This window comes from Crossiella sp. CA198 (assembly GCF_052078295.1).
In the GTDB taxonomy this organism is placed as follows: Bacteria; Actinomycetota; Actinomycetes; order Mycobacteriales; family Pseudonocardiaceae; genus Crossiella.
Map to the genome: position 1 here is coordinate 192,262 of NZ_JBQJIM010000018.1, position 23,656 is coordinate 215,917.

22 protein-coding genes and 1 riboswitch are annotated in these 23,656 nt (G+C 70.9%); of the genes, 3 read left to right on the forward strand and 19 right to left on the reverse strand.

The window, feature by feature from the left end:
* Position 1: 1 nt before the first annotated feature.
* Entirely contained in the window at positions 2–634 is a 633-nt protein-coding gene (locus ACTOWY_RS29195; protein ID WP_441312816.1) for a LysE family translocator, read from the forward strand.
* A 7-nt stretch (positions 635–641) separates the two neighbouring features.
* Here ACTOWY_RS29195 and ACTOWY_RS29200 read toward each other — a convergent pair whose 3' ends face one another.
* Genes ACTOWY_RS29200 through ACTOWY_RS29210 form a run of 3 tightly spaced genes read right to left on the reverse strand, consistent with a single transcriptional unit; the run spans position 642 to position 3,541 of the window.
* Entirely contained in the window at positions 642–1,523 is an 882-nt protein-coding gene (locus ACTOWY_RS29200) for an RluA family pseudouridine synthase (RefSeq protein WP_441312847.1), read from the reverse strand.
* A 41-nt stretch (positions 1,524–1,564) separates the two neighbouring features.
* Positions 1,565–2,128, reverse strand: coding sequence for a signal peptidase II (lspA, locus tag ACTOWY_RS29205; RefSeq protein WP_441312817.1), 564 nt, complete (start codon positions 2,126–2,128; stop codon positions 1,565–1,567).
* A 45-nt stretch (positions 2,129–2,173) separates the two neighbouring features.
* Complete coding sequence (locus ACTOWY_RS29210) at positions 2,174–3,541, reverse strand: aminotransferase class V-fold PLP-dependent enzyme (protein ID WP_441312818.1); 1,368 nt, start codon at positions 3,539–3,541, stop codon at positions 2,174–2,176.
* 35 nt (positions 3,542–3,576) lie between these two features.
* A riboswitch (SAM riboswitch) is annotated at positions 3,577–3,691 on the reverse strand.
* A 212-nt stretch (positions 3,692–3,903) separates the two neighbouring features.
* Between ACTOWY_RS29210 and ACTOWY_RS29215 the strand changes: the two genes are divergently transcribed.
* Positions 3,904–4,488, forward strand: coding sequence for a hypothetical protein (locus ACTOWY_RS29215; RefSeq protein ID WP_441312819.1), 585 nt, complete (start codon positions 3,904–3,906; stop codon positions 4,486–4,488).
* 58 nt (positions 4,489–4,546) lie between these two features.
* Here ACTOWY_RS29215 and ACTOWY_RS29220 read toward each other — a convergent pair whose 3' ends face one another.
* Positions 4,547–5,203 (reverse strand): M23 family metallopeptidase, encoded by a 657-nt coding sequence (locus tag ACTOWY_RS29220; RefSeq protein ID WP_441312820.1) that lies wholly within the window; start codon positions 5,201–5,203, stop codon positions 4,547–4,549.
* Between the two features lie 277 nt (positions 5,204–5,480).
* Here ACTOWY_RS29220 and ACTOWY_RS29225 point away from each other — a divergent pair, with 277 nt between their 5' ends.
* Entirely contained in the window at positions 5,481–5,921 is a 441-nt protein-coding gene (locus ACTOWY_RS29225) for a hypothetical protein (protein WP_441312821.1), read from the forward strand.
* Here ACTOWY_RS29225 and ACTOWY_RS29230 read toward each other — a convergent pair.
* From ACTOWY_RS29230 to ftsW, 15 genes are all read right to left on the reverse strand, one after another.
* Complete coding sequence (locus ACTOWY_RS29230) at positions 5,918–7,399, reverse strand: potassium/proton antiporter (protein WP_441312822.1); 1,482 nt, start codon at positions 7,397–7,399, stop codon at positions 5,918–5,920. The two genes, ACTOWY_RS29225 and ACTOWY_RS29230, sit on opposite strands and share 4 nt — an antisense overlap.
* Positions 7,400–7,606: 207 nt before the next feature.
* Positions 7,607–8,179, reverse strand: a complete 573-nt coding sequence (locus tag ACTOWY_RS29235; protein ID WP_441312823.1) for a TetR/AcrR family transcriptional regulator — start codon at positions 8,177–8,179, stop codon at positions 7,607–7,609.
* Positions 8,180–8,218: 39 nt separating this feature from the next.
* Entirely contained in the window at positions 8,219–11,347 is a 3,129-nt protein-coding gene (gene ileS / locus ACTOWY_RS29240) for an isoleucine--tRNA ligase (RefSeq protein WP_441312824.1), read from the reverse strand.
* Between the two features lie 418 nt (positions 11,348–11,765).
* Positions 11,766–12,356 carry a hypothetical protein gene (locus tag ACTOWY_RS29245; protein ID WP_441312825.1) on the reverse strand — a complete coding sequence of 197 codons (591 nt, stop codon included), beginning with the start codon at positions 12,354–12,356 and terminating at the stop codon, positions 11,766–11,768.
* Between the two features lie 25 nt (positions 12,357–12,381).
* Entirely contained in the window at positions 12,382–13,209 is an 828-nt protein-coding gene (gene wag31, locus ACTOWY_RS29250) for a DivIVA-like cell division protein Wag31 (protein ID WP_185002584.1), read from the reverse strand.
* 46 nt (positions 13,210–13,255) lie between these two features.
* Complete coding sequence (locus ACTOWY_RS29255) at positions 13,256–13,540, reverse strand: YggT family protein (protein ID WP_247758730.1); 285 nt, start codon at positions 13,538–13,540, stop codon at positions 13,256–13,258.
* Positions 13,541–13,559: 19 nt separating this feature from the next.
* Positions 13,560–14,255: a cell division protein SepF gene (locus tag ACTOWY_RS29260; RefSeq protein WP_441312826.1), complete on the reverse strand. Its 696-nt coding sequence runs from the start codon at positions 14,253–14,255 to the stop codon at positions 13,560–13,562.
* A gap of 57 nt (positions 14,256–14,312) precedes the next feature.
* Complete coding sequence (locus tag ACTOWY_RS29265) at positions 14,313–15,053, reverse strand: YggS family pyridoxal phosphate-dependent enzyme (protein ID WP_441312827.1); 741 nt, start codon at positions 15,051–15,053, stop codon at positions 14,313–14,315.
* Positions 15,053–15,757 (reverse strand): peptidoglycan editing factor PgeF, encoded by a 705-nt coding sequence (gene pgeF, locus ACTOWY_RS29270; protein ID WP_441312828.1) that lies wholly within the window; start codon positions 15,755–15,757, stop codon positions 15,053–15,055. The genes ACTOWY_RS29265 and pgeF overlap by 1 nt, the downstream gene beginning before the upstream one ends.
* 929 nt (positions 15,758–16,686) lie before the next feature.
* The gene (gene ftsZ / locus ACTOWY_RS29275) at positions 16,687–18,039 is read right to left on the reverse strand and encodes a cell division protein FtsZ (RefSeq protein WP_441312829.1); all 1,353 of its coding nucleotides are present in this window, start codon (positions 18,037–18,039) and stop codon (positions 16,687–16,689) included.
* 245 nt (positions 18,040–18,284) lie between these two features.
* The gene (locus ACTOWY_RS29280) at positions 18,285–18,800 is read right to left on the reverse strand and encodes a DinB family protein (RefSeq protein WP_441312830.1); all 516 of its coding nucleotides are present in this window, start codon (positions 18,798–18,800) and stop codon (positions 18,285–18,287) included.
* The gene (locus ACTOWY_RS29285; protein WP_441312831.1) at positions 18,800–19,579 is read right to left on the reverse strand and encodes a cell division protein FtsQ/DivIB; all 780 of its coding nucleotides are present in this window, start codon (positions 19,577–19,579) and stop codon (positions 18,800–18,802) included. Before ACTOWY_RS29285 ends, ACTOWY_RS29280 begins: the two co-directional genes overlap by 1 nt.
* The gene (gene murC, locus ACTOWY_RS29290; protein WP_441312848.1) at positions 19,576–20,934 is read right to left on the reverse strand and encodes a UDP-N-acetylmuramate--L-alanine ligase; all 1,359 of its coding nucleotides are present in this window, start codon (positions 20,932–20,934) and stop codon (positions 19,576–19,578) included. Before murC ends, ACTOWY_RS29285 begins: the two co-directional genes overlap by 4 nt.
* Before the next feature lie 71 nt (positions 20,935–21,005).
* Positions 21,006–22,142, reverse strand: a complete 1,137-nt coding sequence (gene murG, locus ACTOWY_RS29295) for an undecaprenyldiphospho-muramoylpentapeptide beta-N-acetylglucosaminyltransferase (protein WP_441312849.1) — start codon at positions 22,140–22,142, stop codon at positions 21,006–21,008.
* 94 nt (positions 22,143–22,236) lie between these two features.
* The gene (ftsW, locus tag ACTOWY_RS29300; RefSeq protein WP_441312832.1) at positions 22,237–23,655 is read right to left on the reverse strand and encodes a putative lipid II flippase FtsW; all 1,419 of its coding nucleotides are present in this window, start codon (positions 23,653–23,655) and stop codon (positions 22,237–22,239) included.
* Between the last annotated feature and the right edge of the window lies 1 nt (position 23,656).

Sequence of the window (23,656 nt, forward strand, 5' to 3'; positions counted from 1 at the left end):
GATGCCGACGCCCGCCGTGCTGCTCGGGTTCGTCGCGGCCACCGTCACGCTGGTGCTGGTGCCCGGCCCCAACCTGATCTACATCCTGACCCGCTCGCTCACCCAGGGCAGGCGAGCCGGATTCCTGTCCGCGCTGGGCGTGGAGGCGGGCACCCTGGTGCACGTGATCGCGGCCGTGGCCGGGGTGTCCGCGCTGGTGGCGGCCTCGCCGACGGCCTTCACCGCGGTGCGCCTGGCGGGCGCGGCATACCTGGTGTACCTGGCGGTGCGCACCCACCGCCAGCCAGCCGGTCTGGACCTGGCCACCGGAGCCAGGTCCAGGCCGGTCCGGCTGTTCCTGGACGGGGCGCTGATCAACGTGCTCAACCCCAAGGTGATGCTGTTCTTCCTCACGTTCCTGCCGCAGTTCGTGCCGGCCGGGACCGATCCGGCCACCACCCGCACGCACCTGCTGGTGCTCGGCGCGGTCGGTTTCGTGGTCGCGCTGATCCTGGACCTGGCCTACGTCCAGCTCAGCGCGCCACTGCACCGGCTGCTCACCCGGCGGCCGCGATTCCTGCGCTGGCAACGGGATCTGGCCGTGATCGTCTACTTGGGACTGGCCGCGTTCACCGTGCTCACCGCGCAGCTGTAGCCCTGCCTCACTCCTCGCGCAGCAGGTCCAGCGCGGCCTGCAGGTCGGCAGGGTAGTCGCTGCTGAACTCCACCCACTGCTCGTCCGCGGGGTGGTGGAAGCCCAGGGTCCGGGCGTGCAGCCACTGCCGGGTCAGCGTGAGCCGCTTGGCCAGCACCGGGTCCGCGCCGTAGGTCAGGTCGCCGACGCAGGGATGCTTCAGCGCGGAGAAGTGCACCCGGATCTGGTGCGTGCGCCCGGTTTCCAGCTTCACGTCCACCAGCGAGGCGGCCCGGAAGGCTTCGAGGACCTCGTAGTGGGTGACGCTGGGCTTGCCGCTGGCGACCACGGCGAACTTGTAGTCCTGCCGCGGGTGCCGGTCGATCGGGGCGTCGATGGTGCCCCGGCTCGGATCCGGGTGGCCCTGCACCAGGGCGTGGTAACGCTTCTCCACGGTGCGTTCCTTGAACGCCCGCTTGAGCCAGGAGTAGGCGTGCTCGCTCTTGGCCACCACCATCACCCCGGTGGTGCCCACGTCCAGCCGGTGCACCACGCCCTGCCGCTCGGCCGCGCCGGAGGTGGCGATCCGGATCCCGGCGCCTGCCAGCCCGGCCACCACGGTCGGACCGGTCCAGCCGGGGCTGGGGTGCACCGCGACGCCGACCGGCTTGTCGATCACCACGATGTCGTCGTCCTCGTAGAGCACGACCATGCCGTCCACCACCGCCGGGACCAGCTCGACGGGGTGCTCGGGCTCGGGCAGGGTGATCTCCAGCCACGAGCCCGCGATCAGCCGGTCGGACTTCCCGGCTGGCGCACCGTCGAGCAGGACCCCGCCGTTCTCGGCCAGGCCGGCCGCGACCGTGCGGGACAGTCCCAGCAGCTTGGCCAGGCCCGCGTCCACCCGCATGCCGTCCAGGCCGTCCGGCACTGGCAGGGTCCTCTGGTCACTCACGCGTTTTCCTCCACCGTGGCCTTGGCCTTCGTCTCGTCTGTCCTGTGTTTGGCCACCCGCCCGTCGTAATCGACGCCGAACAGAGCCAGCACCACCAGGAGCACGCCACCGCTGACGATGGCCGCGTCGGCGATGTTGAACACCGGCCACACACTGCCATCAGGGGCGAACAATGACAGGAAGTCCACCACATGGCCCTCGCCGAAGCCGGGCGGGCGGGTCAGCCGGTCGGCCAGGTTGCCCGTGGCGCCGCCCAGCACCAGGCCGATGCCCAGCGCCCAGCCGGTGGAGCGCAGCCTCGGCGCGAAGGCCAGGATGGCCAGCACCACCAGCGCGGTGATCATCGTCAGCAGCCAGGTCTGTCCGGGGAACAGCGAGAACGCCGCACCCGGGTTGTGCAGCAGCACCAGGTAGAGCGCACCACCGGCCAGGCGGACCGGCGGCTGCCCGTCGAGCGCGGCGACCGCGAGGTCCTTGGTGCTCAGGTCCGCCGCGAAGACCGCGATCGCCACCAGGGCGAAGGGCACCAGGCGGCGGGGCGGCTTGTCGTCCGTGCTCACCGCCCCATTGTCCCGCACTCCGGGACCAGGGCTTACTCAGCCAGCTCAGCCCGCCACGAAGGGCGGCAGCGGGCGCGGGTCGTTCACCGGCGCCCAGCGCCCGTCCACGATCTCGTACTTCCAGCCCGGCCCGTGCGCGACCAGGTCGCGCAGCGCGTCCAGCACCCGGTCGATGTGCTCGGCGGTGGTGCCCAGCCCCAGGCTGATCCGCACCGCGCGGTCGGTGCCCGACCCGGCCTGGCCGAGCAGTCGCCGGGTGGCGATGTGCGCGCAGAAGGCGCCGTCGCGCACCCCGATGCCGTGTTCGGCCGAGAGCACCGTGGCCACCAGGCCGGGGTCCTGGCCGTCGAGGGTGAAGCTCACCACGCCGACCCGCTCCTGGGCCGCGCCGAAGATGGACAGCTCGCGGAAGCCGGGGAGGGTGTTGAGCCCGGCGCGCAGCCGGGTGAACAGCTCGGTCTCGTGCGCGATCACCGCGTCCCAGCCGTGCTGGGTGATGCTCTGGCAGGCGCTGGCGAAGGCGTGCACGCCCACCACGTTCGGCGAACCGGCCTCGTGCCGCTCGGGCGCGGGCGCCCAGCCGACGCCGAGGTGATCGCCCCAGTCCACCACGTGCTTGGTGGCCCCGCCGCCGACCAGGTACGGCTCGGCCACGTGCAGCCAGTCCGCCCGGCCGACCAGCGCGCCGCTGCCGTAGGGCGCGTAGAGCTTGTGCGCGGAGAGCACCACGTAGTCCACGTCCAGGGCTTGGATGTCCACCGGGCGGTGCGGGGCGAGCTGCGCGGCGTCCAGGGCGATCCGGGCGCCGAAGCGGCGGGCCACCGCGGCCAGTTCACGCACCGGCCACAGCTCGCCGGTGACGTTGGACGCCCCGGTCAGCACGACCAGCCGCGCGCCCTCGGGCGTGCGCCCGAGCGCCTCCTCCAGCGCGCCGATCGCGCCCTGCGGGGTCTCCGGGGTGGCGATCCGGGTGACCCGGGGGCCGCGCCAGGGCAGCAGCGCGGCGTGGTGGTCGGTGTCGAAGGTGACCACGCTGGCGCCCTTGGGCACGCTGCGGGCCAGCAGGTTCAGCGCGTCGGTGCTGTTGCGGGTGAACACCACGACATCGGTGGCGTGCGCCCCGACGAACTTCCGCACCACGTCCCTGGCCTGCTCGTAGACCTTGGTGCACACCTGGGAGGCGAAGCCCGCGCCGCGGTGCACGCTGGCGTAGTAGGGCAGCAGCTCGTCCACGGCGTCGCGGACCGCGGCCAGACACGGCGCGCTGGCCCCGTGGTCGAGGTTGGCGTAGGTCACGCGTTCCCCGGTGACCAGCGGGACCGTGGTGTGCGCGCCGACCACGGCCGGGACGACCGGGGCGGTGGGTGCGGTGACCGCGGGGGTGGTCTGCGCCGGGATGACAGCGAGCGACATACAAGCCTCCAGGATCCGGATCGGACCTGCTGGGAGGCCCGCGCTTGCCCGTCGCACCTCACGACGGACCAGGTCCTCACCCGGAGCACCCCACCGCGGTAGGAGGGTTGCCGACCAGCGAGCCGGGGCTTGTTGCTGGTACTCATGACCTTGGCCTCGAAGCTAGCCGACGACCCGGCGACTTGGGAAGCCCCCATTCCAGATACCGGGAAGCCGCCTGATCCGCCCGGCCCCGCCGAACGGGCAACTGATCGGGCACCGGTTGGGGCGATTCCCCACCACCCACCGAGTTGATATTTCTTCCGGGTCTAGCCTGACTGAACCGGTAACCAGAACCGGAAATTCCACAGCAGGGGGCTGTTATGGAGAAAAGCAACACAAGCAGAATCCGGCACGGCTTTGTTCGATTAGCCGTGGCGACCATGATGATGAGCACCGCGATCCTGGGCGCGGCGGCCGCCGCGCAGGCCGCGCCCGCCGAGCAGCCGATCCCGGCCGAGACCGCGCCGGCGGGGGTCACGGCGAAGCTCGCGGCACCCGGCGGCGTCGCCGCCCCGCTGCTTTGCAGTGGTCACGCGGTTGAACACGGCAACTGGAACAACGCCGATCCGAACGCCACCGGCATCGCCAGGGCCGAGCTGCGGGACTGCCAGTCGGTCACCGTCTGCGAGGGCTCGATCTGCCGCATCGTGCACGACGCGGGCTGGACCATGCGCGTGTTCGGGAAATGCTCACCGACCAACTGCGACTGGGGCTGGAGCAATTCCGAATTCCGCCAGTCCGCCGGCCACATCCACGCTTTCTACGACCACGGCTACGCCAAGCGACATGTCTGGGCGAAGATGTCGCAATACCGCCCTGGCCAGCTGTGGATTGTCTGGCGAACGGATTTCGTCGACCCGAACCGACCGGACTACGAAGTGCAGGAATGGTTCCACCGCGTCTGATCCAGAGTGACGCACAGCACCGGGACGGCCCAGCCACGGGCCGTCCCGGTCACCACGCTCAGACCTGGAACCGCCCCGGCAACGTCACGCTGAACCCGTCGCCGACCCGCTCCGCGCGCCCGGAGTACTGCTGAGCCCCGGCCCGGAACCGCCACGCGCCGAGCACCTTGCCATCCACCGGCACCCCGACCTCGTCCGCGACCCGGGTGCTCACCTCGTCATAGGACAGCCCGCTCCAGTCCGCGCTCACGCTCGGCGCGGCGTTGAGCTGCCACAGCGTGAAGTGCACATGCGCACCCGAGCTGGACCCACCACACGGCAACGCGTTGCCCGTACGCCCCAGCGGCGTCCCGGCCGAGACGGACTGCCCGTCCTGAACCTGGATGCCCTCCAGGTGGTAGTACCCGGTACGCCACCCGTCCGAGTGATCCACGGTCACCCAGTCGCCGCCGGAACAGCGCTGCATCCGCACCGTGCCCGCCGCGGCGGACCGGGCGATGCCATCGTTGGGCGAGAAGTCGATGGCGTTCTTGACCCCGCTCTGCCCGTTGTCCGAGTGCACCCCGGCCGAATAGGTGTGCTGGCCGGTGGCGAACGGCAACGAGAGCACCGGGTCGGCCAGCGGCGCGGCCACCGCGGCAGGCGCGAGCAGCAGCCCACCGGAGAGCAGTGCGGCCGCGGCCAGCAACCAGGTGGAACGGCGGTTCCCCGACATGTTGACTCCTTACAGGGGGCACCCTTTCGGGTGAAGGAGTTCATGAAGGTAGCCAGTTGGGCGCGGACCGTCAGGCCCCAAACGATGTCCGCCAAATGGAGCAAGGAGAGCCATGCCGACCTTCGACGGCCGGGAGATCGAGGTCATCCAGTTCAGCGATCTCGCGAGGTCTCGCTCCGTTTCCTGGAGTGGGCGGTGCGGATCGCCGCGGAGCGGGAACGGCCCGCCGAGGGCTAGGCGGAAAACCGGGTTGGCGCAGGTGGCAGACTCGAACGCGATGAAATACGTGATCGTGCCCGTGGACGACAGCTCCTCCTGGATCGACCCGGAGGCCTACCTGGCCGTGCTGCCGACCCTGGCCGCCGACCTGCCACCCGGCGCGCGGGCCTTCGCCACCGACCCTGGGCACTACGACTTCTTCGGCAAGCGATGCGTGAAGGACCTCAAACCCACCGCACCGCGCACCGAAGGCGACCACCTCGTCCTCGAACTGCGGCACAACTGCTGGAAACACGACGCCGACCTGGTGCTGCGCTACACCGGCGTCACCGAGTACACCGTGGACCCGCCTGGCACCCTGCCCAAGGACCTGATGCTGGACGAGCTGCTCCCCGACGAGCACGGCGTGCGGCACGAGTTCGGCTGCGTGACCGGCACGATCGTGGTGGTCGCCGCCGACGTCACCGCGGAATGGGTGCCGACCGACTGCACCGGCTAACTCTCGCCGCGTTCACCGCGCCAGTGGGCGTAGCGGCCCGCGCGGTCGATGGCGCGGATGCGTTTCTCCGCCTCGTCCCTGGCCGTTTCGGTGCTGACCACCAGCAGCTGGTCGTCGAACTGGAGCCGGGTGACCGGTTGCGGGGTGAAGCCCTTGCCCGCGCGGACCACCAGGCTCACCGTGGCGCCCGCGGGCAGGCGCAGTTCGGAGACGTAGACGCCGTGCAGCTTGGAGCCCTCGGGGATGCGGATCTGCAGCAGCTCCGCGCCCAGCTCGTCCAGCGGGCCCGCGTCGACCTGGACCTCCTGCATCTCCCCTCGGCGCACCAGGCCCAGCCAGCGGGCCAGCGCGGGCAGGGTGCTGCCCTGGATCAGGGTGAGCAGCACGACCAGCACGAACACCACGTCGACCAGGGTCTGCGCGCCCGCCACGCCCTGGGTCACCGGGATCATGGCCAGCACGATGGGCACCGCGCCGCGCAACCCGGACCAGGCCAGGAAGGTCTGTTCCCGCCAGGGCAACCGGAACGGGGTGGCGGCGAGGAACACCGAGAGCGGGCGGGCCACCAGCAGCAGCACGCCACCGGCCACCAGCGCGGGCACCAGCACGTGCAGCAGCCGGGACGGCGAGGCGTACAGGCCGAGCAGGACGAACAGGCCGATCTGGGCCAGCCAGCCCAGGCCCTCGGCGAAGGAGAGCGTGTCCGAGCGGTGTGGCAGCCGGGCGTTGCCGAGCACCAGCCCGGCCACGTAGGCCGACAGCAGACCCGCGCCGTGCACGCCCTGGGCGGCGGCGTAGGCCAGCACGCACACCCCGACCGTGGCCAGTGGGTAGAGACCGGTGGCGGGCAGGGCCGCCCGGCGTAACGCGAACGCGCCCAGCCAGCCCAGCGCGATGCCCACCGCCGCGCCCATGGCCAGTTCGTAGATCATCAGCGCCGGGGTCCACCAGGTGAACGGATCGGTGCTCGCCAGCAACACCACCGCCAGGAACACCGGCGCGTCGTTGAGCCCGGATTCCAGCTCCAGCGCGCCCGCGAGCCGTTTGCTCACCCCGACCCCGCGCAGCACGCTGAACACCGCGGCCGCGTCGGTGGAGGAAAGCACCGCGCCCCACAGCAACGCGGTGCGCCACTCCAGGTCCAGGATGTAGTGCAGCAGCCCGCCGGTGACCAGGATGCTCACCCCAACGGCCACTGTGGACAGTGCGATGCCCAGGCCCAGCGCGGGTTTCACCGCCGACCAGCGGGTGGTGAGCCCGCCCTCGGCCAGGATCAGCACCAGCGCGGCGATGCCGAGGGATTGGGTGAGACCGGCGTCGGAGAACTGGATGCCGAACCCGGCCTCGCCGATGACGAGCCCGATTCCCAGGTACAGCAACAAAGACGGTAGACCGAGCCGGACGGACACGCGCACGGCGAGCACCGCCACCAGGAGTACCCCGGCGCCGATTCCGAGCACGGTCGTCAGGTCGGTCATAGGGCGCCTCCGGACTCAGATTATGGCTCTGCTGTGTCCATTGTGGCTGCTCAGCACCGATTTTTCGGTAATTGCGATGAATTATGCATGACTCTATGCCCGGAGGTGCTCGCCGGGATAAGCTTGGGGAATCACCCTGGGCCGGTTCACGGCGACCCGGAACCCTTGCGGGCGGCCGGTTTTGGCCACACCACGGGAAACCTCCGGCTAATTCTGCCTGCTGAGCAACGCGGCCATCGACTCGTCCAGGTGGGCGCGGCGCTGCTGTTTCGTGCTGGGCATCGCGGCCGGGGCCATCCGGAACAGGTGTGCGTGCCCCAGGTACGCGCTGTAGGCCAGCACCGCACGCCGCCGCGCCTCTGCCTTCACAAAGCCGCACTGGCCGAAAAGTGTTGTCAGATAAGCGATCCGGCGCTGGGTGACCCGGTCCAGCACCGGCCGGATCACCGGATCCTCGCCCGCGGCGAGCAGGGCCAGCTCGACCGCGTTGCCGCACGGGTGGTCCAGCACGCTGGCGAAGAGCAGCCGGAGCCGCCGGGCGGGGTCAGGTTCCTGTTCCGCCAACGTGATCACGGCTTCGGTGTGTTCCTGCTCCCAGCGCGCCAGGGTGGCCACCAGCAGCGCCTCCCGGTTGGCGAAGTGCCAGTAGGCGCTGCCCTTGGTGGCGCCGACCCTGGCGGCCAGGGGTTCGATGGCCACCGCGGCCAGGCCGCCTTCGGCCAGCGCGGTGAGCGCGGCGGCGGTCCAGTCGGCGCGGGTCTTCCTGATCTTGGCTGGCACGACCATACGGTAGCGTATGGCCGTGCCTGCCAAGCACCATCAGGACTTCGCGACGGCGACCTTCACCGCAGTGCCCTCACCCACGCTGCCCGCGAATCCGCCGTCGCCCGCCGGTCCGTGGGTCAGTGACAGCGCGAGGGTCTCCGTGGTGATGAACTCGACGAACGCGGTGACCGCCGGGATCACCTCGGCCGGGACCTCCACGGTCAGCGCGATCCGGTCGGAGACCGCCAGCCCGGCCTCGCGGCGGGCCTGCTGGATCACCCGGACCAGGTCGCGGGCCAGGCCCTCGGCGGAGAGGTCCTCGGTCACCTCGGTGTCGAGCACGACCAGGCCGGAGCCGCCGGGCAGCGCGGCCGCCGCGCCGGGGTCGGCGGAGACCAGCCGCTGTTCGTACTCGGCAGGCAGCAGTTCGATCCCGGCCGCGATCACCGCGCCGGTCGCACTGGTGCTCCATTCCCCCGCCTTGACCGCCTTGATCACCTTCTGCACGTCCTTGCCCAGCCGGGGGCCGCAGACGCGGGCGTTGACGGCCAGTTCGACCCGGCCGTGCGCGGCCACGTCGGTGGTCAGCACCACGTCCTTGACGTTGACCTCGTCCCGGATCAGTTCCTTGAACGGGGCCAGGTCGTCGGCGTAGGGCGCGGCCACCACGAGCTTGGCCAGCGGCAGCCGGACCCGCAGCTTGTTGGCCTTGCGCAGGGACAGCGCGGTGGAGCAGACCTGCCGCACCTCGTCCATGGCTGCTACCAGCTTGTCGTCGGCTGGCAGGTCGGCGAGGGCGGGGTAGTCGGTGAGGTGTACCGAGCGGTCCCCGGTCAGGCCGCGCCAGACCGCCTCGCTGGTCAGTGGCAGCAGCGGCGCGACCACCCGGCAGACCACTTCGAGCACGGTGTGCAGGGTGTCGACCGCGTCCTGTTCGCCTGCCCAGAACCGTTCCCGGGAGCGGCGCACGTACCAGTTGGTCAGCACCTCCAGGAATTCCCGGACCGCCTGGTGCGCGGTGGACAGGTCGTAGCCGTCGAGCCCGCCGCGCACCGAGCGCACCAGGTCGTGTGTCTTGGCCAGCACGTACCGGTCCAGCACGTGCTCGCTGTCGACCCGCCAGGTGCCTTCGACCCCGGCCGCGTTGGCGTAGAGGGAGAGGAAGTACCAGGAGTTCCACAGCGGCAGCACGGCCTGGCGGACCGCGTCCCGGATGCCGCGTTCGGTCACGCTCAGGTCGCCGCCGCGGGAGACCGGGCTGGCCAGCAGGAACCAGCGCATGGCGTCGCTGCCGTCGCGGTCGAAGACCTCCCGGACGTCCGGGTAGTTCTGCTTCGACTTGGACATCTTCTGGCCGTCGTCGCCCAGCACGGTGCCGTGCACCAGGCAGTTGCGGAAGGCCGGCCGGTCGAACAGCGCGGTGGCCAGCACGTGCATGGTGTAGAACCAGCCGCGGGTCTGCGCGGTGTACTCGACGATGAAGTCGCCGGGGTAGTGGTTGTCGAACCACTCGGCGTTCTCGAACGGGTAGTGCACCTGGGCGAAGGACATCGAGCCGGACTCGAACCAGCAGTCCAGCACCTCGGGCACCCGGCGCATCATCGACTTGCCGGTGGGGTCGTCCGGGTTGGGCCGGACCAGGTCGTCGACCACCGGCCGGTGCAGGTCGTCCGGGCGCACGCCGAAATCGCGCGCCAGCTCGTCCAGCGAGCCGTAGACGTCCACCCGGGGGTAGGCCGGGTCGTCGGAGGTCCACACCGGGATCGGCGAGCCCCAGAACCGGTTGCGGGAGATCGACCAGTCGCGGGCGTTCTCCAGCCACTTGCCGAACTGGCCGTCCTTGATGTGCCCAGGCACCCAGTTGATCTGCTGGTTCAGCTCGACCATCCGGTCCTTGAACTGGCTGACCGCGACGAACCATGAGGACACCGCGCGCTGGATGAGCGGGCTCTCGCAGCGCCAGCAGTGCGGGTAGGGGTGGTTGTAGGTCTCGTGCCGCAGCAGCACCCCGGCTGCCTTGAGGTCGCGGATGATCGCCTTGTTCGACTCGAAGACGTGCTGGCCCTGATACGGCGGGACCTCGCTGGTGAACTCGCCGCGGCTGTTCACCGGCACCACCGCCTCGATCCCGGCGGCGTCGGTGACGAGCTTGTCCTCCTCACCGAAGGCGGGCGCGATGTGCACGACGCCGGTGCCGTCCTCGGTGGTGACGTAGTCGGCGGCCAGCACCTGGTGCGCGCGCTCGCGCCCGGCGAAGAACGGGAACACCGGCGTGTACTTCCGGCCGACCAGGTCAGCGCCCTTGTACCGGGCCACCACGTGCTCGGCCGCGTCCTCGCCCAGCTCGCGGGCGTAGGCGGCCAAGCGGGCCTCGGCCAGCAGGTACCGCTCGCCCTCGTGCTCGACGGTCACGTAGTCGACCTCGGGGTGCACGGCCATGGCCAGGTTGCTCGGCAGCGTCCACGGCGTGGTCGTCCACACCAGGGCCAGCTCGCCGGTCTCCAGCCGCATGCCGACGGTGACCGCGGGGTCCTGCCGGTCGCGGTAGACGTCGTCCATCTTGGTCTCGGTGTTGGACAGCGGCGTCTCGCAGCGCCAGCAGTACCAGAGCACCCGGAAGCCCTCGTAGACCAGGCCCTTGTCCCACAGCGACTTGAAGGCCCACATGACGCTCTCCATGTAGGGGAGGTCCAGGGTCTTGTAGTCGTTGTCGAAGTCCACCCAGCGGGCCTGCCGGGTGACGTAGTCCCGCCAGTCGCCGGTGAACTGCAGCACCGAGGCGCGGCAGGCCTCGTTGAACTTGTCGATGCCGAGCTGCTCGATCTCGGACTTGTGCGTGATGCCGAGTTCCTTCTCCACCGCGAACTCCGCGGGCATGCCGTGGCAGTCCCAGCCGAAGCGGCGCTCGACCCGGCGGCCCAGCATGGTCTGGTAGCGCGGCACCACGTCCTTGACGTAGCCGGTGAGCAGGTGGCCGTAGTGCGGCAGGCCGTTGGCGAAGGGCGGGCCGTCGTAGAAGACGAACTCGTTGCGGCCCTCGTCCCCGGCCGGGCGGTTCTCGATGCTCGCCTCGAAGGTCCGGTCGGCGGCCCAGTAGGCCAGCACGTCCTGTTCCAGCACCGGGAAGGACGGCTGGGCTGGCACGCCGGCCGCGCTGTCGAGTTCGACCTTGGGGTAGGCCATGACGGGGATGCTCCTCGCGTGCGGTCGTCGGCTCGTACGGGCTCACGCCCACACGGGGACGACGCGCCGTCGCCGGCGCTCCGCGGTACCACCCCGCTTGCCGGCCACCGGGGACTGCTCCCTGGCGAACCGGCCTCTCGTTATCGGCTGTGACGGGCCGTCCCGTCCGGTTCTACTGAGGCGGCGGACCGCCCGTTCTTCCGGAGGCTCCCCGGTGATGTCCGGATCGGCGCCTGTGTGTCAAGGGTAACTCGACGGGCAAATCGGATCCCAGCCACCCGCCTCGGGCCGGAACGCTAGGCCATACAGGTTGCCAAACCCGTTGTGCTCCCCCGAATGGGGTCACTGTGGGTGAGTTGGTACTACTTAGGCAACTTGAGATTGATCAGGCGGGTGTGACTTGGACGATGCGGTGGGCTCAGCGGGCGCGATCGGCCCGGTGTGCTGCCGCCAGGCTGCGGTCCGGCCCGCAGCGCCCGCAGGGGGTGAAGCCCAGTTCGCGGGCTTCGCGCACGGGCAGCCGCAAGGTGGCCGAGCCGGTCAGCCAGGTGCACTCGGCCAGGTGGTAGCGCGGGTGCTCGTCGACCACCCGGACCTCGGACTCCAGCGCCGCGACGATCAGCAGATCGGCCGCGTCGGTGTCCTCCTCGCCCGGCGCGCCCGTGGACGCGCCAGGGCCTGTGGACGGCTCAGCCGGGGATGCCACCTTCGCAGTGGCATCCCCGGCGTCCTCGTCGTCCTCATGCCCGGTTACGACCTTCTCCCGCGCGGCGCCAGCCGCCCCGGTGTGTTCTCCAGCGTCCGGACGGCCGACTTCCCCATCAGCAGCCGGGTCCGGATCCGCGGCGAGCGCCCGTCGTCGGCGCAGGAACCAGTCCGCGAACAGCAGCAGCGCGGCTGCCACGCTCGCGACGACCGAACCCCACGCCCAGGCGGTCACCCCGGAGACCAGGGCGGTGACCAGCAGCCCGAAGGCGGCCAGCACCAGCAGCAGGACCAGGTACAGCACCTGACCTACTCCCTACTGCCCGGGATCAGCCGGCCTCGGCCGCACGGGTGCCGAAGGTGTAACCGGACTGATTGGCCCGGCTCTCCGTCGGCGCCGCGGGGGCCGCGGAACCCTGGTCGATCAGTTCCTGCAGGCGGGACTCCAGGAAGGTCTTCAACCTGGTGCGGTACTCACGCTCGAAGGTGCGCAGCGTGTCGAGCTTCTTCTCCAGCGCGTTCTTCTCCTGGGTGATGGAGCCCATCACCTCGGTGTGCTTGCGCTGGGCGTCCCGTTCCAGGGCCGCGGCCTTCTCCCTGGCCTGACGCTCCAGGGTCTCCGCGCGGGTGCGCGCGTCGTTGAGCATGGTCTCGGCACGCGTGCGCGCCTCGTTGACCATGCTGTCCGCCTTGGCACGAGCCTCGGACAGAAGCTGCTCGGACTTGGTCCGGGCCTCCGAGAGCATGCCGTCGGACTCCGCCTTGGCCTCACCGGTGAGCCGGTCGGCCATCTCCTGGGCCAGGCCCAGGACCTTGGCGGCCTGCACGTGGTGGTCGCCTCCGGGGGAGGTCTGCTCCATCACGCTGGGCGGGGGCACGGGGGTGAGGCGGCGCGGCTCGTCGACCGCGCGGACCGGGGAGTGCCCGCCCGCGACAGTCTTGTTCCGTGCGTCCTCAAGCTCAACGCGGGCGTTGCCGAGTTGACTGTCGAGCTGTTCGACCTGCTGACGCAGGTCGTTGTTCTCCTCGATCAGCCTTGCCAGCTCGGCCTCGATGAGGTCGAGGAAGGCGTCAACCTCGTCCTCGTTGTAGCCCCGCTTGCCTATCGGCGGCTTGCTGAACGCCACATTATGAACGTCGGCGGGGGTCAAGCCCATCAGATCACCTCACGCACTCGGGGCTGCCTTTCGATCCCGGTCCCCGTCACGAGATCGGCACCAGTCGCATCAGGATGAACACGACCAGCAGCAGCACCATAATCGACAAGTCCAGTCCGATGCCCCCGATTCGCACCATCGGGATCACCCGACGGGCCAGTGAGACCGGGGGGTCGGTCACTGTGTAGATGGTCTCCAGCGTCACCGCAACCCCGCCCGCCGGCCGCCAGTCCCTGGCGAACGATCGGACAAGCTCGACGATCACCCTGGCGGTCAGGAACAGCCAGAAGGCGAACAGCAGGTAATAGGCGACGACCCAGACCGGTAGCACGCCTCCACTCTGCCACTTTCTAGCTCTGACTGAAGTAGCCACCCTCCGCCAGGCGCCTGCGGTCCTCCGCGGTGACGTCGACGTTGGGGGGTGAGAGAAGGAACACCTTGTTCGTGACCTTGTCGATGTCGCCGCGCAGCGCGAAGGCCAGACCGGCGGCGAAGTCGACCAGACGGCGCGCGTCGGCGTCCGCCATCCCGGTCAGATTGATGATCACCGGGGTGCCCTCGCGGTAGTGCTCGCCGATGGTCCGCGCCTCCAGGTAGCTGCGCGGGGCCAGGGTGGTGATCCGGCTGAGCGGGTGCGAGGGGTGCTCGATGACCGCACGGGTCCGCGGTGCGGGCTCGTGCTGGACCTGTGAGTCCACGGCGAGCGCGCCGCGGGTCTGGGGGGTGCTGGAGAGGCTTGCCGCCGACGTGGCGGCCGCCCAGGGCCTGCGCGTGCGCGCGGGCTCCGGCTCTGGCTCGTAGTCGTCGACGTCCTCGACCAGTTCCGGCCGGTAGGTGCCGAACCGGCGCCTGCGCGAGCCCCGCTCGGGGTAGGACTCGTACTCGGCGTCGGCGTAGCGGCGGTCGTCGTAGTCCCGGTCGCCGTATCCGTCCGCGTACTCGCGGCTGCGGCCGCGGTAGCGGTCGTCCTCTTCGGCGGCGTACCGGTCGACTTCGTCGGCGGGGACCATTCCGAAGTAGGCCTTCAGCTTCTGGAGCGCGCTCATCGCCAGCCCTTCCTACTTCTGGTCGACCTCACCCACCGTGGCCTCCGCTTCCACGGCTTAGGGCGAGGTTAGCCGCCGTCCGCCGAGCAACGAGGTTCCGACACGCACACAGGTCGAGCCGTGGTCAATCGCCGCTTCCAAGTCCCCGCTCATGCCCGCGGACACCATGACGGCACCTGGATGCTCGTCCCTTAGACGCGCGGACACCTCAGCGAGTTCCCCGAAAGCGTCATGGGGATTACTACCTAGGGGTGCGACGGCCATCACACCTTTCAGGCTCAGTTCACCCGATCGCGTGATCTTTGCCACCAACTCAGCGAGTTGATCTTGCGGAACCCCGCCGCGGTGTGGATCACCGTCCAGGCTCAGTTGCACGAGCACGTCCAGGGGGGCCTCCCGCTCCCCCTCGGCACGGGCCTTGGCGACCGCGCCGGCGAGGGCCTCGGCCAGCCGGACGCTGTCCACCGTCTGGACTACGCCGGCCCAGCGCAACACAGCGCGTGACTTGTTGCGCTGGAGCCGCCCGATGAGGTGCCAGCGCGGGTGGATGCCCGCCGCGGCGAGTTCGGCGGCCTTGGCGGCGGCTTCCTGCTCGCGGGACTCGCCGAACTCGGTCAGGCCCAGCTCGGCCAGCAGAGCCGCGTCCGAGGCCGGGAAGTTCTTGGTGATCGGCAGCAGCTGGACCTCGTCCGGGTCCCGCCCCGCCTTGGCACAGGCCGCGTCGATGCGCTCCCGGATCTCGGTCAGCGCGGCGGCCAGCTCGGCCCGCCGCTGCTCCCTGGTCAGCTCGCCGGTCATCACGCCTCCACCCAGACGACCGAGGCGAGGCGGCCGGTGTTGCCGTCGCGGCGGTGGCTGAACAGGGTCTTGTCCTCGACCGTGCAGCGCGGATCGAGTCCGATCTTGGCCACGCCCGCGTCGGCGAGCTGCTGCCAGAGCCCCGCACGCAGGTCCAGCCCCGGGGTGCCCTTGCGCGTCCGGCAGGCCGAACCGGGCAGGTGCGCCCCGACATCGTCCTGCATCGCCTGCGGCACCTCGTAGCACTCCCCGCAGACCGAGGGCCCGAGCAACGCCTCGACCCGGTCGATCCGCGCCCCTGCGGCGTCCATGGCCCGCAACGCGGCAGGCACCACGCCGACCCGAGCGCCGACCCGGCCCGCGTGCACCGCGGCCACGACGCCCGCTTCGGCATCGCCGAGCAACACCGGGACGCAGTCCGCGGTCAGCGCGACCAGGGCGAGTCCCCGCTCCGCGGTGACAAGGGCGTCAGTGGCCTCGGCCGGGCTGCCCTGGGGACCGGCCACGGTGGTCACGGTGCGGCCATGCACCTGTTCCATCCAGGCCAGCCGGTCCTCGCCAAGCCCGATGCCCTCGGCGAGCCGCTTACGGTTGGCGCTCACCGCCTCGGCGGCGTCCCCAACATGATCGCCGAGGTTGAACGACTCGTACGGCGCACGCGAGGATCCGCCCGCGCGCGTGGTGATGACACGACGAATGCGCACGTCCCGAACGTTAGCGCGCCCACCCACACACCCCGCACGGAGTGTTGGCCGTTGTGGGCGGTGTGTTGGCCGTTGTTGTACGGGGTGTTGGCCGTTGCGGACGGCACGTTGGCCGTTATGGGGCGGGCGGGCAAGGGGTGGGGGTGAAAACCCCACGACGAAGGCTCTCGCGTGTTCTCCGTACGGCCTGGAGCATGCAGACCACACCCCGAGGAGTGGCCCCCGCAACACAAACCGCCGCCCGGCCAACCCAACGCGACGGGGGCCGCTCATCGGGGTGTGGTTAGCTGGCGGAAGGCCGTGCGGAGAACACGCGAGCCCTCGGAGCCACGCTGGAACCGGCCCCGGCAGCCCAAACCCCGCCCCGCAACCCGCTCATCCCGGCTCTTGATCTGCCCCACCCCTCCGGTGGTCTGCCCGGCCGGCGAGGCCATCCTTTTTTGATCTTCGGGTTTGAAAGTCAAGAGCGAAGATCAAGGGCGTCCTCGCCGGACGGGCAGGAATCAAAGGATGGGGGGAAGAACTGAAGAGCAAAGAGCAGTGCTCGTGTGCGGTTCCCCATCCCCGCCAGCCCTCCGATACCAAACCACATCCCAGCCAGCGGCCCGGTCGCGTTGGGAAGCTAGGGCGGCGGCAGGTTGCGGGGCCGCTGGCTGGGATGCGGTGTGTCCTCTCCAGGCTGACGAGGATGGGGAACCGCTCAGGGAAGGTTTTCGAAAAGCCAGCCCCGCCGCCTGTTGCGGGCTTCGCCCGGGCGCGGTGTCCCGAAACCGCCCGGCCGCCCGGCCTCGGGCTTTGCCCGCCTGCTCCCGATGGTCGCCGCCTGGGCCGTCCACAACGGCCAACGTGGCGTACGACAACGGCCAACACGCGGGTCGCGGGCAAACGAAAGGGCCGCCCCGGGGGGCGGCCCTTTCGGTGGTTGGGGGTCAGCGGCGCATGAAGGGGGGGACGTCCACTTCGTCGTCGTCGGGCTCGTCGGTTACCGGGACTGAGCGGGACGGGAGGCCGCCGCCGAGGCCGGAGTTGACCGGGGGGAGGCCGTGCACGCCGGTGCGTGGGGGAAGCGGGTTCATGGGGTTGGCCGGCTGCTGCTGGTGGGGCTGAGGGGCCGGGGGTTGCTGGACGGCCGGCTGGGGCGCGGGCTGCGGCTGCGGGGCGGGCTGGTAGCTCGTGTGCGGCTGCGGCGCGGGCTGGTAGGTGGGCTGGGGCTGGGGGGCGGGCTGCGGCGGCTGCTCGGGCTGCTGGGGGGCGCCGCCGAGCTGGCCCGCGGTGGCGGGGGCGACCGGGGCGCGGGAGCTGACCGGGGCCGGTTCCAGCTTCTTGTGCGTGGGGATGCCTGCGTCGAACCCGGCCGCTATTACCGTCACGCGGACCTCGTCGCCGAGGGAGTCGTCGATCACCGTGCCGAAGATGATGTTGGCTTCGGGGTGCGCGGCTTCCTGGACCAGGGACGCGGCCTCGTTGATCTCGAACAGGCCCAGGTCGGAGCCGCCGGCGATGGAGAGCAGCACGCCGTGCGCGCCTTCCATGGAGGCTTCCAGCAGCGGCGAGTTGATCGCCTTGCCCGCTGCCTGGACCGCGCGGCCCTCGCCGCGGGCCGAGCCGATGCCCATCAGGGCGCTGCCCGCACCGGACATGACGCTCTTGACGTCGGCGAAGTCCAGGTTGATCAGACCGGGGGTGGTGATCAGGTCGGTGATGCCCTGCACACCGGAGAGCAGGACCTCGTCGGCGGAGCGGAAGGCGTCCATCAGGCTGACGCCGATGTCACCGAGCTGGAGCAGCCGGTCGTTCGGGATGACGATCAAGGTGTCGCACTCGTTACGCAGTGCCTGGATGCCGTCCTCGGCCTGCTTGGCCCGGCGCTTGCCCTCGAAGGAGAACGGGCGGGTGACCACGCCGATGGTCAGCGCGCCGAGCTTGCGGGCGATCGAGGCGACCACCGGCGCGCCGCCGGTGCCCGTGCCACCGCCCTCACCCGCGGTCACGAAGACCATGTCGGCGCCCTTGATGACCTCTTCGATCTCTTCGCGGTGATCCTCGGCGGCGCGCTGGCCGACCTCGGGATTCGCGCCGGCGCCGAGACCGCGGGTCAACTCGCGGCCGATGTCGAGCTTCACGTCGGCGTCGGACATCAGCAGTGCCTGGGCGTCGGTGTTCACCGCGATGAACTCGACTCCCTTGAGCCCAACCTCGATCATGCGGTTCACCGCGTTGACGCCGCCGCCGCCGATTCCGACGACCTTGATCACCGCGAGGTAGTTGTGCGGGGGCGTCATCGGGTCCGCCTTCCTGATCGTGGCTGTGTGTTCCAGTGCTGTGGCTCGCGGGTCTGGACCGTCGCCACCCGGCGCCAGCCCCGTCTCGAAACCCTCAGCCTCAACTGTCGGTTGAGAGTTATGTCAACCCCTGACCATCGAACGGGACGTTATGCACCGTCGGTGTTCTCCGTCCAGCAGCCACGCCGAGTGAACCCGCACACGTAACCCACGGCGGAAAGCCGTGGGCACGTCCCCACTGTCCGTCACTCTCCGGTCACACCGTCGAGCAGCTCGCGGATAAGGTCGAGGTGACCGGCATGGCGTCCGGTCTCCTCGATCATGTGGGTCAGCACCCAGCGCACGGATACGGTACCGAGTCGCGGATGAGCGAATGTCGCCGACAGGTCCTTTCGGGCCAGGATCTCCCGGCTGGCCGCGCATTCCCGCTCGTACTCGGCGATGACATCGGCCAGCGACTGCTCGGCGGGGACCTTGAACTCCGCCTCCTCGTCGCCGCCGTACCAGGGCGGTTCGCCGGGCTGCTCGTCCACCCGGTTGCTGAACCAGGCCCATTCCACCCAGCGCAGATGGCTGAGCAGTCCGACCACGGTCATCAGCGGCGAGCTGGGGATCAACGACTTTCGAGCGTCCACTTCGGACAGTCCGGTGGCCTTGAGGACCACGGTGGCGCGCAGGAAGTCGAGGAAGCCGGACAGGGTGGCGCGTTCGTCCGCGGCCAGCGGTGGCTCGGGCCGGGTGTCGATCTTCTGCTCGGTCATCAGACGACAGTAGGCAGGTCGGGGCTGGAGATGTTGAATATTTTCCCTGGCCTGCCCAGCAACGGCTCCAGGACCAGTGCCTTGCGGTCGGAGTCGGCGGTGCTGCCCCAGCGGACCTCGCGGCCGCCGGTCAGCTTCAGCCGGACGTCGCCGGGCACCTCGGCGGCGACCTCCAGCACCTCCGGCCGCAGTTTCTCCGGCACCGCGGCGAGCACGTCCACCGCGGCCTTGGCGGCCGGATCGTCCGGCGCGGCGCTGCGCACCTTGAGCGCGGGCAGGCCGTCCGGTGGTTTGGGCACGGTGGCGTAGGCCCGGCCGGTGCTGTCCACCAGCTGCGGGCCCTCGGCGCCCTCGAAGACCGCCACCGGGCTGCGCTCGTCCACGGTGACCACCAGGCTGCTCGGGAAGGAGCGTTCCACCCGCACGGTGAACACCCTGGGCACGGCGCCGATCCGGGCCGCCACCTCCTCGGTGTCCACCTGCAGCAGCGGGGTGCCGTCGGGCACGCCTGCCGCGGTGCGGATGTCCTCGGCGCTGAGCGCCTTGAGGCCCTCGAAGCGCACCTCCCTGACCGCGAACAGCCCGGTGTAATAGAGCACGTACCCGAGTCCGACCAGCACGGTCACCGCGGACATGAGCACCCAGGGCCGCAGCAGCCTGCGGAGTTTGGCCACCCGCCGCCGCGCGGCCGGACGGCGGCCGCGCACCGACGCCGGGCGCGGCCGGGCGGCCCGGCGCGGGTCGCTGTACCGCCTGCCGCGCTGCGGCGTCGCGCTCATCGTCCGGCGTCCTCGCCGCCGGCCAGCTCGCTCAGGATCTCCGGGCCGAGCATGGTGACATCGCCCGCGCCCATGGTGATCACCAGGTCACCGGGCCGGACCAGGCCTGCCACCAGCTTGGGCGCGTGGCTGAAGGAGGACTCGTAGTGCACCCGGCCGGGCGGCAGCGGCACGTTCTCGGCCACCAGCTCGCCGGTGATGCCCGGTTGCGGCTCCTCACGTGCCCCGTAGACGTCGAGCACCACGACCTCGTCGGCCAGGGCCAGCGCCTGGGCGAACTCGGCGCAGAAGGCCTTGGTGCGCGAGTACAGGTGCGGCTGGAACACGGTGATCAGCCTGCCGGCGCCACCGACCACCGGGCGGGCGGCGCGCAGCTGGGCGTCGACCTCGGTGGGGTGGTGCGCGTAGTCGTCGTAGACCCGCACCCCGGCGGCCTGGCCCTTGAACTCGAACCGGCGGCGCACGCCACCGAAGGCGGCCAGCCCGTCCAGCAGACCGGCCAGCGGCGCGCCCAGTTCGAGTCCGGCCAGCAGCGCGGCGACCGCGTTGCCCGCCATGTGCTCGCCGGGCACGGCCACCGTGACGGTGATCTTCTCCCCGTTCAGCGCCAGCTCCACCTCGCCACCGGCCGCGGTGGGCCGGTGCGCGAGCAGGTGCGCGTCGGCGCCCTCGGCGCGGCCGTAGCGCAGCACCCGCACCCCCTGGGCGGCGGCGCGCTGGGCCAGTGCGGCCGAGCCGGGGTCGTCGGCGTTGGCGATGAGCACGCCGCCGGGTTCGATCCGGCCGACGAACTCGTCGAAGACCGCCACGTAGGCCTCGACCGTGCCGTGGTGGTCCAGGTGGTCGGCCTCGACGTTGGTGACCACCGCGACCGATGGGCTGAACACCAGGAACGAGCCGTCGGACTCATCGGCCTCGGCCACAAAACTGCCGCCGCTGCCATGGTGGGCGTTGGCGCCGGACTCGTTGAGGTCGCCGCCGATGGCGAAGGAGGGGTCCAGCCTGCAGTGCTGCAGGGCCACGGTGAGCATGGAGGTGGTGGAGGTCTTGCCGTGGGTGCCCGCGATGCAGGCCACCCGGTGCCCGGCCATCAGCGCGCCCAGCGCCTCGGCCCGGCGCAGCACGGTGATCCCGCGTTCCCGCGCGGCCACCAGCTCCGGGTTGTCCGGCCGGATCGCGGTGGAGACCACCACCGCGGTGGGGCCGCCGTCGAGCTGGTCCAGGTTCTCCGCCGCGTGCCCGGCGCTGATCTCCGCGCCCTGGGCGCGCAGCGCGAGCACGGTGGGCGAGTCCTTGGCGTCCGAGCCGGACACCCGCGCGCCGCGGGCCAGCAGGATCCGGGCGATGCCGCTCATCCCGGCGCCGCCGATGCCCACCAGGTGGGTGCGGGCCAGGCGTTCGTCCAGCGGGCCGACCTCGGGGGCGCTCACCGGCGCACCAGGTCCAGCACCATGCGGGCCAGCACCACATCGGCCTCGCGGTGCCCGCCGGACTGGGCCGCCGCGCCCATCTTGGCCATCCGCTCCGGGTCACGCAGGATCGGGATGACCTGCTCGCCGATCCGCTGGGCGGTCAGTTCGCCGTCGGCGATGATGATGCCGCCGCCGTTGTCCACCACCGGGTTGGCGTTGAGCGCCTGTTCGCCGTTGCCGTGCGGCAGCGGCACGAACACCGCGGGCAGGCCCAGTGCGGAGACCTCGGCCACGGTCATCGCGCCGGAGCGGCAGAGCACCACGTCGGCGGCGGCGTAGGCCAGGTCCATCCGCTCCAGGTAGGGCACCGGCACGTAGGCCGGGGCGTGCGGCACCTGCTGCACGGCCACGGTGTTCTTGGGCCCGTGCGCGTGCAGCACGCCGATGCCCGCGGCGGCGAACATCCCGGCCGCGGCCGAGACCGCGGAGTTGATCGACTGCGCGCCCTGCGAGCCGCCGACCACCAGCAGGCAGGGGGCGGTGGGGTGCAGGCCGAAGAAGCGGCGGGCCTCGTTGCGCAGCGCGAACCGGTCCAGGGTGGTGATGGACTGGCGCAGCGGGATGCCGATGACCTTGGCGCCGGGCAGGCCGGAGCCGGGCACGGCGGCGGCCACCGCGGCGGCGAAGCGGGCGCCGACCTTGTTGGCCAGGCCGGTGCGCGCGTTGGCCTCGTGCACCACGATCGGCACCCGGCCGCGGGCGGCCAGGTAGGCGGGCAGGGCCACGTAGCCGCCGAAGCCGACCACCACGTCCGCGCCGTGCCGCTCGAAGACCTCGCGGGTGCGGCGGACCGCGTCCCTGACCTTCAGCGGCAGCCGGAGCAGCTCGGGGGTGGGCTTGCGCGGCATCGGCACCGGCGGGATCAGCTCCAGCTGGTAGCCGCGGGCAGGCACGATCTTGCTCTCCAGCCCCCGCTCGGTGCCCAGCGCGATGATCCGCGCGTCGGGGCGGATCCGGCGCACCGCGTCGGCCAGGGCCAGCGCGGGCTCGATGTGCCCGGCGGTGCCGCCTCCGGCGACGACGACACAGGGTCCACTTCGGACGGTTTCACCAGACACTGCGGAAGTCCTCCAGCCCGGATTCCCAGGCATCGTCATGGGGGATCGGATGGCCGCGAGGGTAACAAAATCCGCCTGTGACACTGCGTGCGCCCGGGGCGCTACGCAGCGCGCCCAGGCACGGGGATCAGCGGATCCGGCCCTCGCGGCTGTTCGGGTAGCCTGCCCGGCGCCGGGGATCGGGGCTGCCGGTGCCGCGCCGGGTGCGCCGCCGGTCGTCCTGGGCCGAGGCGGCCTGGTGGGCGGCCGCGCGCACCGGCCGACCGGCCTGGCGGGGTGGGGTGGACGGGCGCACCGGCTTGCGTTTGGCCGGTGGCCGGTAGGGCTCGGGCGCGGGCAGCCGGAGCAGTTTGCCGACCCGGCCGGGGCCGAGGGTGCGCAACGCGGCCACGGCCTCCGGCTCGTGCCGGGCGTTGTTGGCCAGGATGCCGAAGACCAGCATGGTCACCGCGGCTGAGGTGCCGCCGGAGGAGATCATCGGCAGCGTCAGCCCGGTGACCGGGAGCAGCGTGACCACGTAGCCGATGTTGATCGCGGCCTGGGCCACCAGCCACACGGTCAGGGTGGAGGAGACCAGCCGGATCCACGGGTCGGTGTTGCGCTGGGAGATGCGCAGGCCGACGTAGGCGAGCAGGCCGAAGAGCACCAGCACCAGCAGCGCGCCGATCAGGCCCAGTTCCTCGCCGATCACGGCGAAGATGAAGTCGTTGTGCACGTTGGGCAGGTAGCTCCACTTGGCCTTGCCCTGGCCGAGCCCCACGCCGAAGATGCCGCCGTCGCCCAGGGCGTAGAGCGCCTGCCTGGACTGGTAGGAGGCGGTCGGGTCGGCGTCGGGGTTGAAGAAGGAGGTCAGCCGTTCCAGCCGGTAGGCCGCGGTCATGGCCAGCACGATGGCGCCGGTGACCGCGCCAAGGGCGATCACGCCGAACAGGCGCAGTGGCGCGCCGGCGAACCAGAGCAGGGACAGCACGATCACCGCGAGGGTGATGGTGGAGCCCAGGTCGGGTTGCAGCATGAGCAGGGCGAACATCATCAGCGCCGCGGGCACCAGTGGCACCAGCAGGTGCCGCCACTGGTGCAGCATGGCGCGTTTGGTGGCCAGCACGTGCGCGCCCCAGAGCACCAGCGCGACCTTGGCCGGTTCCACCGGCTGGAAGGACAGCGGGCCGATCTTGAACCAGCTACGCGCCTTATTGATCTCGGCGCCGATGCCCGGCACCAGCACCAGGATGAGCAGCAGCAGGCTGATCACCATGGCCGGGATGCTGAGTCTGCGCAGGGTTCTGGCCGGTAGTCGCAGCGCGATCCAGAACAGCCCGAGGCCGACGATGACGTAGACGAGCTGCTTGGCGAAGATCACGAACGAGGAGTTGAACTTGTTCAGGCTGTCCGGGATCGAGGCGGAGAGCACCATGACCAGGCCGAGGATGGTGAGCAGGCCGAAGACCGCGAGCACCAGGTGGAAGTCGGCCAGTGGCCTGCTCAGCCAGGCGGTGAGGGCCGAGCGCCAGGAGACGCGGGCGGTCCTGCGGGTCCGTCGCGGCATC